General features: G+C 72.4%; 18 protein-coding genes. 13 read left to right on the top strand and 5 right to left on the bottom strand.

Annotated features, from left to right (window positions below; genetic code table 11):
• Nucleotides 1-39 precede the first annotated feature (39 nt).
• Nucleotides 40-192: a hypothetical protein gene (locus ACGFMP_RS12175; protein ID WP_393672013.1), complete on the bottom strand. Its 153-nt coding sequence runs from the start codon at nucleotides 190-192 to the stop codon at nucleotides 40-42.
• Entirely contained in the window at nucleotides 189-1,202 is a 1,014-nt protein-coding gene (locus tag ACGFMP_RS12170; RefSeq protein WP_393672012.1) for a hypothetical protein, read from the bottom strand. The genes ACGFMP_RS12175 and ACGFMP_RS12170 overlap by 4 nt, the downstream gene beginning before the upstream one ends.
• Nucleotides 1,203-1,231: 29 nt before the next feature.
• Between ACGFMP_RS12170 and ACGFMP_RS12165 the strand changes: the two genes are divergently transcribed.
• The gene (locus tag ACGFMP_RS12165) at nucleotides 1,232-1,564 is read left to right on the top strand and encodes a hypothetical protein (RefSeq protein WP_393672011.1); all 333 of its coding nucleotides are present in this window, start codon (nucleotides 1,232-1,234) and stop codon (nucleotides 1,562-1,564) included.
• Between the two features lie 43 nt (nucleotides 1,565-1,607).
• On the opposite strand, the gene ACGFMP_RS12160 is transcribed toward ACGFMP_RS12165, so the two are convergent.
• Nucleotides 1,608-2,162: an NUDIX hydrolase gene (locus tag ACGFMP_RS12160; protein ID WP_393672010.1), complete on the bottom strand. Its 555-nt coding sequence runs from the start codon at nucleotides 2,160-2,162 to the stop codon at nucleotides 1,608-1,610.
• A 191-nt stretch (nucleotides 2,163-2,353) separates the two neighbouring features.
• Between ACGFMP_RS12160 and ACGFMP_RS12155 the strand changes: the two genes are divergently transcribed.
• From ACGFMP_RS12155 to ACGFMP_RS12140, 4 genes are all read left to right on the top strand, one after another.
• Nucleotides 2,354-4,138: an acyclic terpene utilization AtuA family protein gene (locus ACGFMP_RS12155; RefSeq protein ID WP_393672160.1), complete on the top strand. Its 1,785-nt coding sequence runs from the start codon at nucleotides 2,354-2,356 to the stop codon at nucleotides 4,136-4,138.
• Nucleotides 4,139-4,193: 55 nt separating this feature from the next.
• Nucleotides 4,194-5,162 carry a pirin family protein gene (locus tag ACGFMP_RS12150; RefSeq protein WP_393672009.1) on the top strand — a complete coding sequence of 323 codons (969 nt, stop codon included), beginning with the start codon at nucleotides 4,194-4,196 and terminating at the stop codon, nucleotides 5,160-5,162.
• A 144-nt stretch (nucleotides 5,163-5,306) separates the two neighbouring features.
• The gene (locus tag ACGFMP_RS12145; protein ID WP_393672158.1) at nucleotides 5,307-6,422 is read left to right on the top strand and encodes a cytochrome P450; all 1,116 of its coding nucleotides are present in this window, start codon (nucleotides 5,307-5,309) and stop codon (nucleotides 6,420-6,422) included.
• Between the two features lie 210 nt (nucleotides 6,423-6,632).
• Complete coding sequence (locus ACGFMP_RS12140) at nucleotides 6,633-7,457, top strand: enoyl-CoA hydratase/isomerase family protein (RefSeq protein ID WP_393672008.1); 825 nt, start codon at nucleotides 6,633-6,635, stop codon at nucleotides 7,455-7,457.
• A 117-nt stretch (nucleotides 7,458-7,574) separates the two neighbouring features.
• Here the strand turns inward: ACGFMP_RS12140 and ACGFMP_RS12135 are convergent, their stop codons facing one another.
• Nucleotides 7,575-8,123, bottom strand: a complete 549-nt coding sequence (locus ACGFMP_RS12135; protein ID WP_393672007.1) for a TetR/AcrR family transcriptional regulator — start codon at nucleotides 8,121-8,123, stop codon at nucleotides 7,575-7,577.
• Nucleotides 8,124-8,199: 76 nt separating this feature from the next.
• Between ACGFMP_RS12135 and ACGFMP_RS12130 the strand changes: the two genes are divergently transcribed.
• From ACGFMP_RS12130 to ACGFMP_RS12100, 7 genes are all read left to right on the top strand, one after another.
• On the top strand, nucleotides 8,200-8,895 hold the full coding sequence (locus tag ACGFMP_RS12130; protein WP_393672006.1) for an alpha/beta hydrolase: 696 nt from the start codon (nucleotides 8,200-8,202) through the stop codon (nucleotides 8,893-8,895).
• A 137-nt stretch (nucleotides 8,896-9,032) separates the two neighbouring features.
• Nucleotides 9,033-9,419 (top strand): GntR family transcriptional regulator, encoded by a 387-nt coding sequence (locus ACGFMP_RS12125; protein WP_393672005.1) that lies wholly within the window; start codon nucleotides 9,033-9,035, stop codon nucleotides 9,417-9,419.
• Nucleotides 9,420-9,453: 34 nt separating this feature from the next.
• Nucleotides 9,454-10,356: an ABC transporter ATP-binding protein gene (locus ACGFMP_RS12120; RefSeq protein WP_393672003.1), complete on the top strand. Its 903-nt coding sequence runs from the start codon at nucleotides 9,454-9,456 to the stop codon at nucleotides 10,354-10,356.
• Entirely contained in the window at nucleotides 10,353-10,967 is a 615-nt protein-coding gene (locus ACGFMP_RS12115; protein WP_393672002.1) for an ABC-2 transporter permease, read from the top strand. The genes ACGFMP_RS12120 and ACGFMP_RS12115 overlap by 4 nt, the downstream gene beginning before the upstream one ends.
• A 596-nt stretch (nucleotides 10,968-11,563) precedes the next feature.
• Nucleotides 11,564-12,589: an AI-2E family transporter gene (locus ACGFMP_RS12110; protein WP_393672000.1), complete on the top strand. Its 1,026-nt coding sequence runs from the start codon at nucleotides 11,564-11,566 to the stop codon at nucleotides 12,587-12,589.
• Nucleotides 12,590-12,733: 144 nt separating this feature from the next.
• Nucleotides 12,734-13,642, top strand: coding sequence for an RNA polymerase sigma factor SigF (locus ACGFMP_RS12105; RefSeq protein ID WP_393671999.1), 909 nt, complete (start codon nucleotides 12,734-12,736; stop codon nucleotides 13,640-13,642).
• A 133-nt stretch (nucleotides 13,643-13,775) separates the two neighbouring features.
• Complete coding sequence (locus ACGFMP_RS12100) at nucleotides 13,776-14,162, top strand: ATP-binding protein (RefSeq protein WP_393671998.1); 387 nt, start codon at nucleotides 13,776-13,778, stop codon at nucleotides 14,160-14,162.
• Between the two features lie 75 nt (nucleotides 14,163-14,237).
• Here ACGFMP_RS12100 and ACGFMP_RS12095 read toward each other — a convergent pair whose 3' ends face one another.
• Entirely contained in the window at nucleotides 14,238-15,116 is an 879-nt protein-coding gene (locus tag ACGFMP_RS12095) for an MBL fold metallo-hydrolase (protein WP_393671997.1), read from the bottom strand.
• 205 nt (nucleotides 15,117-15,321) lie between these two features.
• On the opposite strand from ACGFMP_RS12095, the gene ACGFMP_RS12090 reads away from it, so the two are divergent.
• Nucleotides 15,322-15,789 carry a DUF1348 family protein gene (locus ACGFMP_RS12090; RefSeq protein WP_393671996.1) on the top strand — a complete coding sequence of 156 codons (468 nt, stop codon included), beginning with the start codon at nucleotides 15,322-15,324 and terminating at the stop codon, nucleotides 15,787-15,789.
• Nucleotides 15,790-15,811: the final 22 nt, after the last annotated feature.

The following is a 15,811-nucleotide window of genomic DNA, read 5'->3' as shown; positions in this document are numbered from 1 at the left end:
CGGTGCCGTCCGAGCCCACCCGCCGCGCCCCGGGCAGGCTCACCTGCGGCGCTGGAATACCGCGTAGACCAGCACCACCACCGCGACGGCCAGCACCACGGACACCACGACCACCGCCGTGTGCCCGCCGCCACCGCCCTCGTGACGGGGGGCGATGTCGGCGAGCAGGACGGTGCTGTGCAGCGCGTTCACGAGGTGCCTCCGGCGGTCGCCCGGGGACCGGCCCCCAGGATGAGCATCAGCAGGACGGGGAATTCCAGGTAGGCGTGGTACGCGGCCAGCGCCGCGTAGAGCGAGGTGCCCTGGTCGTAGTCGTCGGCGAACAGTGCCGCGAGCGCCGCGCCGGCGCCCAGGCCGAGCGCCCAGGCGCGGCGGGTGTTCAGCACCGGCACCCGCCGCTCGAAGGCGGCCGTGGCGTCGGGGGCGTAGCGCGGCATGAACCACACCCACACCAGGTAGTGCATCAGCGCCATGAAGGCGAAGGCGGTCACGAAGCGCAGCCCCGCGCCGGTGTGCTGCCAGGCCGGCGGGGTGTACGTCGCGGACAGCCGGTCGGTCCAGCCGGAGCCCGCGCCCATCAGCCCGTCGAAGGCACCGGAGAGGATCAGTGCCGGAATCACCAGCACCCAGCAGAGCTGCACCGCGCGGAAGGCCCTGCGCCCCCGCCGCATCTGCCGCGACCAGTCCCACAGGAAGACCAGCGGCACCACGTTGTGCAGATGGGTGAGCACCACGAAGTGGTAGTCGGGGAAGCTCAGCGAGGCCGTGGCCGCCGCCGCGATCACCGCGCCCGCACCGGCCAGGACCGCGGGCCGGCGCCGCAGGGCGTGGACGCAGGCGACCGCCAGCAGGCCGTACGCGAGCAGGATCTCGCCGTCCCTGGCGGCGGCCGACGCGGGCAGCACCCTGCACAGCACGATGCCGGTGATGAGCGCGGCGAGCAGCCGCAGGAAGGGGCCGTGCAGCACCTGCTCGAAGCGCCCCGCCATGTACCGCAGTTCCAGGACGTTGTGCAGGATGCCCAGGCTCGCCAGGCCCACCACCGCGGTGCCCGCGGGCATCCGCAGGGAGAGCGCGAGGACGGCAGCGGTGGCCAGCGCGAAACCGGCGACCGGACCGTTCCCCACCGTCCCGGCGGCGCCGAGCCGCCGGTTCCCGAACGCGCCGCCCGCCCCTGCACCCGTGCCGACCGCACTGGCCATGGCTTCCCTCCCCGTGACACGATCCCGCCGTGTCCTACCCCCCGGCCCTCGGCCTCACCGTGGCGACCGAGGTGCCCGTCTACGTCGCGGCGCTGACTTCGGTGTCCCGCACCCCGCCGGGCCGCACCGCCTGCGCCGCCGTCATGGTCAACTGTGCGACGCACCCGCCCCTGTGGTGGTTCCTCCGCCAGGTGCCGGGCGGCGCCTACTGGGCCGCCTTCGCCGCCGCCGAGTCCGCGGTGGTCCTGGCCGAGGGCCTGCTGGCGTCCCGCGTGCTGCGGCTGCGCGGCCCCGTCCCCTACGCGGCCTCCGCCGCCGCCAACGCGGTGTCCGTCCTTGCGGGCCTCCTGCTGCTGGGCTGACGGCCCTGCGGCTGCCACCGCTCCGGCCCGGGGCCGGCTCGGCCTACGACTCCGGCTGCGCGCCCTGCTCCGCCGACAACGCGAGCAGCCGCCGGTAGGCCTCGAGGCCGTCGGGCACCCACGGCCACTCGCCGAGGCGCCGCGCCAGCTCCTGCTCGGTGAGGAAGCCGTGCCAGGCGACCTCCTCCGGCTGCGGTGACACCGGGAGTTCGCACCGCACCTGGTAGACCGCCGACCACCACGCGCGCGGACCGTCCTCGTACAGGAAGCGGAAGAGCGGCTCGGGCCGCGGCAGCCCGCTGACGCCCAGCTCCTCCTCCGCCTCGCGCAGCGCCGCCTCGTCGTAGGTCTCACCGGCGCCCAGCACACCGCCGACGAAGAGGTCGTACAGCGAGGGGAAGACCAGCTTCCGGGCGGTGCGCCGGTGGACGAAGATCCGGTCCTCGCCATCGCGCACCAGCACGAACGCGGCCCTGTGCCGCAGCCCGCGCTCGTACGCATCGGCGCGCCGCGCCTGCCCGACCACCCGGTCCCGCTCGTCGACGATGTCGATGATCTCGTCGGCCGACAGCCCGGCCCCCGTGTCGCCCTCGCTCATGTGCCGATTCAACCACCCGCGCCCGCGGCACCCCCACCTCTTGCGCACCGGGAACCACGGCAAGGAGGATCGTCGCAGTCGGAGGCCCGGGACCGGAGTGGCGGGAGAGACGGTTGACCGTACGGCGTGAACCCCTGCGGATCGCGAACTGCTCCGGGTACTACGGCGACCGGCTCTCGGCCGCGCTGGAGATGGTCGAAGGCGGCCCGATCGACGTACTGACCGGCGACTACCTCGCGGAACTGACCATGCTGCTGCTGTGGAAGGCCAGGCAGCGCGACCCCGAGGCCGGTTACGCCGTGTCCTTCCTGGCCCAGATGCGCGACGTGCTCGGCAGCTGCCTCGACCGCGGCATCAAGGTCGTGGTCAACGCGGGCGGCCTCAACCCGGCGGGACTCGCCGCCAAGCTCCGCGAACTGGCCGCGCTCAGCGGCCTGCACCCCCGCGTCGCCCACGTCGAGGGGGACGACCTGCTCGACCGGCTGCCGGAACTCCAGGCCCGCGGCCACGACTTCGCCCACCTGGCCAGCGGCCGCCCGCTGGCCGGCTCCGGAGTACGGCCGGTCACCGCCAACGCCTACCTCGGCGGCTGGGGCATCGCCCAGGCCCTGCGCTCCGGCGCCGACGTCGTCATCTGCGGCCGGGTCACCGACGCCTCCCTGGTGGTCGGGCCCGCCGCCTGGGCCCACGCATGGGCGCCCGACGACTGGGACGCGCTCGCGGGCGCGGTCACCGCGGGCCACATCATCGAATGCGGCCCCCAGGCCACAGGCGGCAACTACTCCTTCTTCACCGAGATACCCGACCCGGTCCACCCGGGCTTCCCGATCGCCGAGGTCGCCGCCGACGGCTCCAGCGTCATCACCAAGCACCCCGGCACCGGCGGCGCGGTCACCGTCGGCACCGTCACCGCGCAACTCCTCTACGAGGTCGGCGCGCCGCGCTACCTCAACGCCGATGTCGTCGCCCGCTTCGACTCGATACGGCTCACCCAGCTCGGACCCGACCGGGTCCAGGTCGGACGGGTCACCGGCGAACCCGCGCCCGCCACCCTCAAGGTCTGCCTCAACCACCAGGGCGGCTACCGCAACGCGGCCACCTTCGTCCTGACCGGCCTCGACCTCGACGCCAAGGCCGACTTCGCCGAGGCCACCCTGCGCGACGCCACCGGCGGCCCGGCCGCCTTCGCCGACTACGACCTGCGGCGCGAGCACGGCGGAGCCTGCGACCGGCTGACCCTCAGCGTCAAGGACCCGGACCCCGCGGTCGCGGGCCGCGGCTTCTTCACCGCCGTCGCCGGCACCGCGCTGTCCGGCTACCCCGGCCTCCACCTGGAGCACGCCACCGCCCGCGCCACCGAATACGGCGTCTACTGGCCCGCGCTGATACCCGCGGCCGAGGTCACCGAGGTCACCGTCCTCGCCGACGGCACCCGGCTGCCCGTACCGCACCCGCCCACCGCCGGCACCGCGTCGGCCGCGGCACTATCCGCGCCGCCGGGCGAAGACGCCGTCCCGCCGGAGCCGCAGCCGCCGCTGGCCGCGGTGCCCGACAGCGCCCCGCCCCGCCCCGGCCGGCCGGAACCCCACGAGCCGGGGCTGCGCAGGACCGTACGGATGCCGCTCGGCACCGTGCTCGGTGCCCGGTCGGGCGACAAGGGCGGCGACGCCAACGTCGGCCTGTGGGCCCGCGACGACCGCACCTACCTGTGGCTGCGCGACCACCTGGACATCCCCCGGCTGCGGGCGCTGCTCCCGGAGACCGCCAGGCTTCCCGTCAGCCGCTGGGAACTGCCCAACCTGCTGGCCGTCAACTTCGTCGTGCACGGCCTGCTCGGCGACGGCGTCGCCGCCTCCACCAGCGCCGACCCGCAGGCCAAGGCGCTCGGCGAACGGCTGCGCGGCTGCCTCACCGACATCCCGGAACACCTCGTCGACCTGCCGCAGGCCCCGTTCGAACCGCAGCTCACGGAGTGACGCCGCGAGGATCCCGCTCCCGCCCTGACCTGCCCGCCCGAGGCATGATCTGCGCATGAGCAATCTCGATGTGAAGCCGGCGGCCACCGTCTGCGGTGGCCGCCGGGACGTGCCCGCCGCCCCGGTCCGTGAACTGCTCACCGCCCGCGACGTCCAGCTCGGCGAGAGCACCCGGGTGCGGCGGCTGCTGCCCAACCTCGGCCGCCGGATGATCGGCGCCTGGTGCTTCGTCGACCACTACGGCCCCGACGACATCGCCGACGAACCCGGCATGCAGGTCCCGCCGCACCCGCACACCGGCCTCCAGACCGTGAGCTGGCTGCACGAGGGCGAGGTGCTGCACCGCGACAGCCTCGGCAGCAAGCAGACGGTACGCCCCAGGGAACTCGGCCTGATGACCTCGGGCCAGGGCATCTCCCACTCCGAGGAGTCGCCCCGCGACCACGCGCGCTACCTGCACGGCGCCCAGCTGTGGGTCGCCCTCCCCGGCACCCGCCGGGACATCCCACCCGCATTCGAGCACCACGCGGAGCTGCCCGCGGTCACCGGCGGCGGCGGGCTGCACGCCACCGTGATCCTCGGCGAACTGGACGGCGCGCGTTCCCCCGGCACCACCCACACCCCCATCGTCGGCGCCGACCTCACCCTCGCCGAGGGCACCAGCGCCCGCCTCCCGCTGCAACCCGACTTCGAGTACGCCGTGATGTCCATGTCCGGCGAGGCCGAGGCGGACGGCGTCCGCCTCTCCCCGGGATCGATGCTCTACCTCGGCTGCGGCCGCACCGAACTCCCGCTGCGCGCCGACGTCGACAGCTCCCTGATGCTCCTGGGCGGCGAGCCCTTCGAGGAGCGGATCGTCATGTGGTGGAACTTCGTCGCCCGCACCGGCGACGAGATCGCCCAGGCCCGCACCGCATGGGAGGCCGGCGACCGCTTCGGCGAGGTCCACGGCTACGCGGGCCCCCGTCTCCCGGCCCCCGGCCTGCCCCCGACCCCGCTGAAGCCCCGGGGGAGAGAGCGCTGACCTGCCCCTTCCCCGTCCGTCCTGGCGGCTTCCGATGCCGCGGCGGGCCGACTTTCCCCGGAACCCCTGTTGGAGCGTGATGGCGTGACCACATCCCCGACTCCGCAAGCGCCCGACGGCCCCACGGCCCCCGACGCGACTGCGGTGCGGTGCCCCGTGCGGGAGGTGGCGGTCGGGTCGGGTGGGCATGTCGGCTACCTGGTCACCGGATATGCCGAGGCCCGCCAGGCGCTGGCCGATCCTCGGCTGTCGAAGGACACGGCCGCCTTCTTCGCCGGCAAGGCGTCGAATCGCCGCCTGCACTCGGCAGTCGCGCAGACCATGCTGGCCACCGACCCACCTCGGCACACCCGGCTGCGTGCGCTTGTCACCAAGGCATTCACCACCGGCGCGGTCGCCAGGTTGCGCCCCTTCATCGCCCGCACCGCGGACGCACTGCTGGACCGGTGGCCCGCCGAGGGGCGGGTCGATGCCGTCGCGGGGCTCGCCCTGCAGTTGCCGGTCATCGTCATCTGCGAACTGCTCGGTGTTCCGGAGGCCGAGCGAGCAGCCGTACGGCGGTGGTCGGCTGACCTTTTCGCCGACGGCCGTCCGGACGTCATCGACGCGGCATCGCATGGCCTCGCGGAGTACATGGCCGCCCTCATCGCAAGCAAGCGGAAGCAGCCGGGTGACGCGCTCCTTGACCGGCTCATCACGGCCCGCGACGGCGAGGACCGCCTCTCCGAGGACGAACTGGTGTCGCTCGCCTGCCTGCTGCTCATCGCCGGCCATGAGACGACTGCCGACTTCATCGGCACCGCCCTGCTGAGCATCCTCCGGCGCCCGGCAGAGATGGCCCGGCTGCGCGCCCACCCCGCCGACATCCCCAAGCTCCTCGACGAGCTGCTGCGGCATGCCTCCCCGGTGAGTACTGCCACCTTCCGGTACGCCACGCAGCCCGTCTCGCTCGGCGGCACCGACATCCCGGCAGGGGCACCGGTCCAGGTGGCGATCGGCGCCGCCAACCGCGATCCGGCGCGCTATCCGGAACCGGAAAGCCTGATGGCGGAGCGGGACGCTGCCGGCCATCTGGCCTTCGGCCACGGAATCCATCGCTGCCTCGGTGCACCACTTGCAAGGGCCGAGGCCGACATCGCCCTGTGCGCGGTTCTGGCCCGCTTCCCCCACCTGCGCCTGGCCGTTGCCGCGGAGGAGCTGACGTGGCGCCGCACCCGCTTGGTCCGGGGCCTGGAGTCACTTCCCGTCCTCGTCCGGTAGCACGGCGCCGCCCAGTCCCGTGCCCGAGCAGTGCCAGGAGCGCAGAGTGTGGCCGCGGGCCTCGCCAATTGACCTTGTGCACCCCATGACTTCCCGCCCCGCTTCAGTGAAGGAAGCGGGCGGCACCTGCTGTGCACCATCGGATGGAATTCCGTGGCCACCCGCCTGGCGAGCCCAGGGCGCACCGCTGCCCGCGTCTATGTTCACGGCATGAGCACTCACTCGCAGTTCCAGGTCGACGAGGTGGAGCCCTCCTACTGGAAGGTGACGTTCACCAACGGGGACATCAACCTCTACGACCCCGACAGCGTCGAGCAGCTCGCCGATCTGGTGACGCGCATCGAGCGGGCTCCGGATCTGACCGTCGTGGTGTTCCGGAGCTCCAACCCGGATTTCTTCATGGCGCACTGGGACCTGAAGTCCGACATGGCGCGGGTGACGGCCATGCGCCCCGGCCCGACAGGACTGCACCCCTACGCGGACAACCTCATCCGCCTCAGCCGGGTGCCGGCCGTGACGATCACCTCGATCAACGGGCGGGCGCGAGGCGCGGGCAGCGAGTTCGTACTGGCGACCGACATCCGCTTCGCCGGACCCCAGGCTGTCCTGGGGCAGTTCGAGGTCGGCACCGGCTCCGTGCCCGGCGGCAACCCGATGGGGCGCCTGACCCGGTTGGTGGGCCGAGGCCGCGCCATGGAGATCATCCTGGGCGCCGACGACTTCACCGCGGAGCGCGCCGCCGAATACGGCTACGTCAACCGGGTCCTGCCCGCGGCGGAACTCGACGGCTTCGTGGACTCCTTCGCCGCCCGCATCGCCGGTTTCGACAAGGCGGCGGTGGCACAGGCCAAGGCCCTCATCGACGCGAGCGCGAAGGTGCCCGACGAGGAGTCCGCCGCCAGCATCGAGACCTTCTTCCGCACCGCGGGCCGCCCCGAGAACGCCGACCGGCTGCGCCGGCTCTTCGAACGGGGCCTCCAGCGCCCCGACGGCGCCGAACTCGACCTCGGCCGCCGGGTCGCCGAGCGCGCCTGACCCCCGGGGCGAGTGCCGCCGGGCAGGATCCACGCTGTGGTCCCCGCTCACCGGGGGAGGGAGCGCTGAGCCTGGCCGGGCACCGTCGGTCGGACACCCTCGGTCAGGTGCCGTCGGTCAGGTGCCGTCGATCATGGCCAGGAAGTCGTGGAAGGCCCGGTCGGTGCGGGCGGTGTCGCCGGTCGCGTCCAGGTCCTTGAGCAGGCCGCGGATGACGGCGAGCACGACGGTGGCCAGTCCGGGTCGCCCGATGCTGCGCATGCCGGCCTCCAGGGGCGCGAGCCAGTCGGTGGTCGCGGCCTGCCGGAAGCCGGGCCAGAGGGGGTCGCCCGCGGTGTCGTGCAGGCGGCTGAACATGCGGAGGTAGGGCGCGCCTTCCGGCCCGGAGATCGCGGACCAGGCGCGGGCGAGGGTCAGCGGGTAGGGCTCGTCGGGTCGCAGGCTTATCAGGTCGGTGAAGGCCTGGAGCTGGCGCTGCCGGGCCTGCCCGAGGATCTCGCGGAGCAGCCGGTCACGATTTCCGAAGTGGTAGATGAGCATGCGGCTCGATGTGCCCGCGGCGCCGGCCAGCGTCTCGAGCCGGTCGGGGAGCCCGTGTTCGAGCGCGTGGTCGGTGCACGCGACGAGGAGGCGCTGCCTGATCTGCGGTTGCGGGTGCCTTCCCATTCGCGCGATTTTTTCACGTAATTTTCCGTACGCCTATCGTGCCGGGAAGCGGGTGACGGCATACGAGGAGGTCGTGGTGAGGGTCGTTTTCGTGCACGGGGCGTGCGTCAAGGACGGTTCCTGGTGGTGGCACCGGGCCGGCGGGCTGCTGGCCGAGCGGGGTGTGGCCAGCCGGGCGCCCGCCCTGCCCAGTTGCGGCGAGGCGGGTGGGCCGGTGGGCGCGGCAGGACCCGGGCTGGCGGAGGATGTCGCCGCGGTCCGGCGGGTGCTGACCGCGAGCGACGAGCCGGCCGTCGTGGTCGCCCACAGCTACGGCGGGATCGTCGCCGCGGAGGCGGCCGCGGGCGTGGACGCCGTGCGCCATCTGCTGCTCGTGTCGAGCTACCTGCCGGAGGTCGGGCAGAGCCTTTCCTCTTTCGGCGGCGAGGAGCCCGCCCCCTTCCTCGACGTCGATCCCGGGGCCGGCACCTTCACCGTCAGGACCGAGGCGCTGGCGGGGACCTTCCTCCAGGACTGCGATCAAAAGATCCAGCGGCAGGCCGCGGGCAGGACGGCCGCGCAGAGCACGGCGGTCCTCGGGCAGCAGGTGAAGGCGGCGGCGTGGCGGCAGGTGCCCTCGACGTACCTCGTCTGTGCCCAGGACGGCGGCACCCCGGCCCGGCTGCAGCGCGAGTACGCCCGCAGGGCGGCCCGCGTCGTCGAACTCGACTCCGGCCACCACCCGTTCCTGTCCCGACCGGCCGCCGTGTGCGAGCTGGTCCTCGGGTTGTGAGGGCGCCCGTGCGGCGCTCCGGCGCCCGGGGGGCAGGCGGCTGGCGGCCATGTGTGGGGCACGGGCAACGCGCTTGTGTCACTACCGTTCTGACTGTATATAGATAGCAAGTACAGTCGAGGGAACGGGGGTCCGCCGTGCGGGTGGTGCTGTCCAACAGCTCCGGCATTCCGCTCTACCAGCAGATCAAGGAGCAGGTCGGCACGGCCGTCCTGTCGGGGGAACTCGCCGAGGGCAGCGCCCTGCCCTCGGTGCGCGCCCTCGCCCGCGACCTGCGGATCAGCATCATCACCACCACCCGCGCCTACGCGGAGCTGGCCGCCGAGGGGTTCATCGCCACGGTTCCCGGCAAGGGCGCCTACGTCCTGCCGCTGGACTCGGCCCTCGTGCGCGAGCAACTGCTGCGCCAGGTGGAGGAAGGCCTGCAGACCGCCCTGGACGCGGCCCGGCGGGCCGGCCTGGGCCGCGAGGACCTGATCGAGATCCTGGACGGGCTGATGCAGGCGGAGCACGAACATGCCTGAGACCGGCAGGCCGCAGACCGGGGGGGAGCGCCCGGTGACCGGCGATCTCGCGTTCGCCCTGCGGGGCGTGGGCGCCGCGGTGGGTGACGGATTCGCCCTGCGCGACATGGACTTCGAGCTGCCGACCGGCTACGTGATGGGGCTCATCGGCGCGAACGGCGCGGGCAAGACCACGACGATCCGCTGCCTGCTGGGCATGCGCGGCATCGACAGCGGCGAGATCGAGCTGCTCGGCCACCGGGTCCCGGGACCGGTCGCGCTGCGCCAGGACGTCGGGGTGGTGCTCGACCACACCTACCTCGTGGGCGACTGGCGGCTGGCCGAGGTCGAAAGGACGCTGCGCCCCTTCTACGACCGCTGGGACGGCGGACGCTACCGGCAGCTGCTGGAGGAGTTCGGCCTTGAGCTGCGGGCGAAGGTCAAGGACCTCTCCCGCGGCATGGCGATGAAGCTCATGATCGCGATCGCGCTCTCGCACCGGGCGCGCCTGCTCGTCCTCGACGAGCCGACCAGTGGCCTCGACCCCGTCGCCCGCGACGAACTCGTCGGCATCATCGGGGACTTCCTGCTGGACGAGGGGCACAGCGTCCTGTTCTCCACGCACATCACCTCCGACCTGGACCGCATCGGCGACTACGTCACGCTCATCCACGAGGGCCGCGTCGTCAGGACCGGGTCCAAGGACGAGATCCTGGACGCCTACCGGGTCGTACGGGGCGGCCCTGACGACCTGAGCGGCCTCGTCGGCGTCGAGCTGATCGGCGCCCGGCGGACACCGACCGGCGCGGAAGCCCTCGTACGCACCGAGGAGGCCGACCTGCTCGGCGGACGGGTCCTGGTCGAGGCACCCACCCTCGAGCAGATCGCCGTCCACATCGGATCAGCGCGGCGGCGGCCGGCGGCACCGCGCAACGGCCGGAGCGGGGCGGTCGCATGACCACCGTGGCCCGGGTGGCCGTGCTGCACCTGCGCACCGTCGCGCCCTACCGGAACCAGGGCCTGCTGATGTTCGCGCTGCTGGTCGGGGTGCTCGCCCGCAATCCCGTCGGCCTCGTACCGGTTCTCGCGCTGATGCTCACCCCGCTGATCGCCGCGTATCCGTTCGTGGTGGCGGACAAGGCCGGCCTGGAGACGCTGTACGCCGTGCTGCCGCTGTCCCGGCGCGCGGTGGTGCTCGGGCACTATGCCTGGGCGCTGGTGAGCTTCCTGGCCACCGTGACCGCGGGCGCGGTGCCGGCCCTGCTCTTGGCCGGGGCCGAGGGCACGCCGCTGGGCGGCCGCACCCTGATGACGCTGCTGACCCTGTCCTGGGCCCTGTTCTGCCTCAACATCGCGATCCAGCTGCCGCTGCTGATCCGGTTCGGGTACGCCCGCAGCAGCGTGCTGGGCACCAACACGCCGGTGGCGCTGGTCATGCTGCTCTTCTACCGGCTCCACCCGACCGTCGCCTCGGTCCAGGTCTGGCTGCCGCTCCTGTGGGTGGCCGGCGCCGCCGCCGTGCTGGTGTCCGCGGCCCTGGCGTCGCGTCCGCGGGCCTTGCGGTCCTGAGGCTGCGGCGACACCGGCATCACCGTACCGGCCGTCACCCGGTGCGGCCGCCGCCGACGGTCGACATGTGCGGCGCGGCCGCATCCTCGCCGGCACCGGCAGCCGTGGGAGAGGCGTAGAGGACGTCAGGCGTGTCCGCCACGCCGAGGTGGGGGAGTCGCGACAGGCCGGCGACCACGCCCCGCGGCCCTCCCCACCCGGCCGACCGCGTATCCCGCTTCCCGGAGCCGAGCGGCGCGTATCTCCTCGTGCGACATCCACATGCCCTCACCCGATTCACCGTCGCACACCAGGGGCCCTCGTGCGCCGGCCCTCAGGTGACGGCATGGCCCCGGGGTCCGCGGGTAGGCGGGCGACACCATTCGAGGAACCCGAGGGGGTGAGCCCAGGTGACGCACGAACCGCTTTCGCCCGCGGGGGTCCGGGACAGGAGCGCTGCACAACCCGCGAACGATGCGACTCCCGCCGACGGCGGGCCTCCGGCGGACGGCGCGACTGCGACCGACGGCGCGCCACCCGCGAACGGCGCCGCCCGCCCGGGGAACGGCGTCCGCCCGGGGGAGGCGGCGGGCGCTCTCGCGGCCGCCGGCCGCCGGATGCGCGGGCGTTCCTGGTTCGGCATCGGCTTCGGGCTGAGCTTCGGCGCGATCGTGGCATGGCTCATGGTGCAGACGGTGCTGCGGATCAGCGCCATTCTCACGCTGCTCCTGCTGGCCGTCTTCATCGCGGTCAGCCTGGAGCCGGTGGTCGTCTGGCTGTGCCGCCGCGGGCTGCGCCGCGGCGTGGCGGTACTCGCGGTCGCGTGCGGTCTCGCCGGGCTGCTGGCGGGCTTCGCCGCGCTCGTCGTCGCCCCCGTCACCCGCGCGGTCAACGCGCTCGACGACGCCATTCCGCGCTGGCGGACCCAGCTGCACGACCACCACTCCATGCTGGGCAGGCTGGAGGACCGCTACCACATCATCGAGAAGGTGCAGCAGAAGGTGGGCTCAGGGGGTGCCTCGGAGATCACCGGCGGGGTGCTGAACGCCGGCCAGCTGGTCCTGAGCACCCTCACCTCGGTGGTGATCGTCGTCACAGTGACGCTGTACATGATGGGCGCGCTGCCGGTGATCAAGGGATTCGCCTACCGCTTCGTGCCTGGCACCCGCCGGGCACGGGTGGAGACCGTGACCGAGGAGATCCTCACCAGGATCGGGCGGTACATGCTGGGCAACGTCGTCACGTCGGCCATCGCGGGGCTCGCCACCTTCGTCTGGTGCGAGGCGCTGGGCGTCCCCTACGGCGCGGCGCTGGGGTTCTTCGTCGCGCTGATGGACATGGTGCCGATCATCGGGTCCACGATCGGCGGGATCGTGGTCAGCCTGGTCGCGTTGATCGTCTCCTTCCCGGTGGCGATAGCGACCGCGGTGTTCTACATCGGCTTCCGGCTGGCCGAGGACTACCTGATCATGCCGCGGGTGATGAAGTTCGCCGTGGACGTCCATCCGGTCGTCACGGTGGTCGCGGTGCTGGCCGGCGGATCCCTGCTGGGCATCATCGGCGCGCTGGTGGCCATCCCGGTGGCCGTCGCGCTCGGGATCATCCTGGAGGAGTACGTCTTCCCCGGCACCCAGAAAGCCTGATCCGGCCGATGGTGCCCCCTAGCCCCCGGCGCCGACCCCGCCCCCGACCCCGCGGCGGGGTCGGTGGAAGAAAGTTTTGAGAAGTGTGGTGTGGGGGGTGAGGTCCTGGGTAGACGGGCGCCGAGCAGCCGACATTTGAGGGTGATGAACGTGACCGCAGCCACACAGTCCGCAGGGATCTCCACCGAACGGGTCCCTGCAGTCTCGCGCACCGCGTCCGACGCCGGATACGTCGGCGAACTGCCCTGGATCGAGGACGCCGGGAAGGTTGCTCCGAAGGACGCCAGGTCGCTGTCGAAGATGTTCTTCGACCGGCTGCAGAGTCTGGAGGAGGGCACCGAGGAGTATTCGTACGCCCGGAGCACGCTGATCGAGATGAACATGTCGCTGGTCCACTTCAGCGCCCGCCGCTTCCGGGGCCGGGGCCCCGAGGAGTGGGAGGACATCCTCCAGGTCGGCACGATCGGTCTGATCAAGGCGATCGACCGCTTCGAGCTCAGCCGCGAGGTGGAGTTCACCACCTTCGCGGTGCCGTACATCGTCGGCGAGATGAAGCGGTTCTTCCGCGACACCACCTGGGCCGTCCATGTGCCGCGGCGGCTTCAGGAGCTGCGGGTGGAGCTGGCCAAGGCCCGCGACCACCTGACCGCCACGCTGGACGCCCCGCCGACCGTCGCCGAGCTCGCCGCCTACCTGGAGATCACCCAGGAAGAGGTCATCGAGGGCCTGGTGGCCTCCAACGGCTACACCGCCGGTTCGATCGACCTGCCGACCGGTGACAGCGAGGACGCCGGCTCGGACGCCGGCCGCTCGTACGCCGAGACGCTGGGCGCCTGCGACCCGGCGATGGAGCTGGTCGAGGACTTCCAGGCGCTCGCCCCGCTGCTGGGCACGCTGGACGAGCGGGAACGCACCATCCTGCAGCTGCGCTTCGGCCAGGAGATGACCCAGGCCGAGATCGGCGAGCAGCTCGGCTACTCCCAGATGCACGTCTCCCGGCTGCTCGGCCGCATCCTCAAGAAGCTCAGGGCCGGGATGCTCACCGACAAGTGAGGGTCGGCCGCGAAAGGTGACGCAGTCGAGGACCACGGGGGGCGACGTCACCGGCACTCTTCCACTTACCCTTCAATGCCGCTCCCGTGTGGGTGGGCGGGGAGCCCGTGGTGGGCGGGCGAGGAGGCGAGTGGTGCGCGCGAGCCGGACCTTCGACGGGACCTCGGGTTCCATAGCAGGAGCCCGAAGGCTCGCCACCGCCTTTCTCGGCGAGGTCGCGGCCGCCGAGGGGCAGGTCATACCGGACCTGGTGGTGGACACCGCCCAACTGGTCGTCAGCGAGCTGGTGACCAACGCGGTCAGGCACACCGACGGCCCGTGCGGCCTCGATGTGGAGCTGGTGAACGGGGCGGTCGAACTGAGCGTCTGGGACACCTCCTCCCAGCCGGTGAGCGTCATGGAGCGGGACCCGGCCAGGGTCGGCCGGCACGGCATGGAGATCGTCACGGCGCTGTGCGGGGGCTTCGAGGTCGTTCCGACCGCCGCGGGCAAGCGCGTCGTGGTCCGCATACCGCTGTGAGGGCGCGGGGCCGCCCCGGCCCCGCGCCCTCATGGGCCGCCGCGGCTCGGGTACGGCTGCCCCGCCGGGCGGCCCTCAGCCGGTGGGACAGATGACGAAGCGCGCGAAGGCCCGCCGCGCGGGCCGGTCGCCGATCTCCCGCAGCGCGTCCCGGATATCGCGCAGGTCGCCTGTGGTCATTTCCAGCGGCGGCTCGTCGGGCTGGTAGGCGGTGAGCACCGGGTAGTCCACGCCCGCTTCCGTGGTCATCTCGATGTGGCAGCCCAGCACATGGGTGACGGGCCGGCTCTCGGCGAACTCGATCAAGCGGTCGATGCTGCGGGTGTATGCCGCCCAGTCCTGGACGTAGAGCCGGCCGGGATAGACCGTGTCGCCCGTGAGCAGGAAACCGGTCCAGGGGTCGTAGAAGGTGACTGCCGCCTCGTGGTGGCCGGGAGTTGCCAGGCACTCCAGCACCCGGCCCCCCAGATCGACCCGCGCGGGGGCGGTGGGATCGGCGCGGAAGCCGAAGTAGTCCCAGGCGGTGTCGAGGCCGGCGTCGACGACGGTGGTGTGGGGGCGGCCGGCGAACTGGCCGTCGCCCGCGATGTGGTCGCGGTGCGGGTGGGTGTGCAGCACCAGCAGGGGGCAGCCCTCCTGGGGATGGCGGGCGAGCCGGGCCTCGATGAGCTCGTCGACCACCTTGCGCAGCGGGAAGTGCTCGGCGGACGCGGTGGCACCGGTGTCGATGAGGACCGCCCGTGCCTGCCCGAACAGCAGGAAGAGGAAGGGCGCTTCGGAGTCGACCGCCATGTTCTGCCTCAGCAGGACGGTGTGCTCGTCGTAGGCGTGGACCTGGATGTCCGGGTCGGTGTTGTGCTTCGCCGAAGGGGAGCCGTGGATCCAGCGCACGTCCAGCGGATGGGGTTGGGGGACCGGGCCCGCGGGATCCGGCAGCCGTCCGTCCTGCTTCATGGCGCACTCCTCGACTGCGTCGTCCTGGCAGGCCGGGTACGGCGCACGTCTCACCCGGGGCCGACCACCTGTGAGGCTCCGATCGGACATTATCACGGCGCTGATCAGGTGTTCTTCGCCACGTGTGGCCAGGACGGGCGTGCGCTGGCGGCCGTCGTGCGGTGGACTGGCGGTCTCGAACCGAACTCCCGACCCTGGAGTCAGCATGGCGAGCAGGCCGCCCCTTCCCCCCTTCACGCGCGAGAGCGCCGTCGAGAAGGTCCGCCAGGCGGAGAACGGCTGGAACTCCCGCGATCCCCACAAGGTGTCGCTCGTCTACACACCGGACAGCCAGTGGCGCAACCGGGCCGAGTTCGTCAGCGGCCGCGAGGAGATCGTCGCCTTCCTCACCCGCAAGTGGACAAGGGAGCTGGAATACCGGCTGATCAAGGAGTTGTGGGCCTTCGACGGCAACCGCATCGCCGTGCGGTTCGCCTACGAGTGCCACGACGACTCCGGCAACTGGTACCGCTCCTACGGCAACGAGAACTGGGAGTTCGACGGCGAGGGCCTGATGCGGCGGCGTATCGCGAGCATCAACGACCTGCCCATCGAGGAGTCCGACCGGCTCTTCCACTGGCCGCTCGGGACGCGGCCCGACGACCACCCCGGGCTGTCCGAGCTCGGCCTGTGAGCGGCGCCGCCGGCCTTCCCGC

Source organism: Streptomyces sp. NPDC049040 (assembly GCF_043197715.1).
GTDB lineage: Bacteria > Actinomycetota > Actinomycetes > Streptomycetales > Streptomycetaceae > Actinacidiphila.
The sequence above is the reverse complement of the archived record's forward strand: the minus strand, read 5'-3'. Positions and strand labels throughout refer to the sequence as shown.

Bases quoted from the DNA above. Each gene is read 5' to 3' on its own strand.
- ACGFMP_RS12170 (WP_393672012.1), bottom strand. From the start codon at position 1,202: ATGGCCAGTGCGGTCGGCACGGGTGCAGGGGCGGGCGGCGCGTTCGGG.
- ACGFMP_RS12160 (WP_393672010.1), bottom strand. From the start codon at position 2,162: ATGAGCGAGGGCGACACGGGGGCCGGGCTGTCGGCCGACGAGATCATC.
- ACGFMP_RS12155 (WP_393672160.1), top strand. From the start codon at position 2,354: ATGGTCGAAGGCGGCCCGATCGACGTACTGACCGGCGACTACCTCGCG.
- ACGFMP_RS12150 (WP_393672009.1), top strand. From the start codon at position 4,194: ATGAGCAATCTCGATGTGAAGCCGGCGGCCACCGTCTGCGGTGGCCGC.
- ACGFMP_RS12140 (WP_393672008.1), top strand. From the start codon at position 6,633: ATGAGCACTCACTCGCAGTTCCAGGTCGACGAGGTGGAGCCCTCCTAC.
- ACGFMP_RS12135 (WP_393672007.1), bottom strand. From the start codon at position 8,123: ATGGGAAGGCACCCGCAACCGCAGATCAGGCAGCGCCTCCTCGTCGCG.
- ACGFMP_RS12115 (WP_393672002.1), top strand. From the start codon at position 10,353: ATGACCACCGTGGCCCGGGTGGCCGTGCTGCACCTGCGCACCGTCGCG.
- ACGFMP_RS12110 (WP_393672000.1), top strand. From the start codon at position 11,564: ATGCGCGGGCGTTCCTGGTTCGGCATCGGCTTCGGGCTGAGCTTCGGC.
- ACGFMP_RS12105 (WP_393671999.1), top strand. From the start codon at position 12,734: ATGAACGTGACCGCAGCCACACAGTCCGCAGGGATCTCCACCGAACGG.
- ACGFMP_RS12095 (WP_393671997.1), bottom strand. From the start codon at position 15,116: ATGAAGCAGGACGGACGGCTGCCGGATCCCGCGGGCCCGGTCCCCCAA.
- ACGFMP_RS12090 (WP_393671996.1), top strand. From the start codon at position 15,322: ATGGCGAGCAGGCCGCCCCTTCCCCCCTTCACGCGCGAGAGCGCCGTC.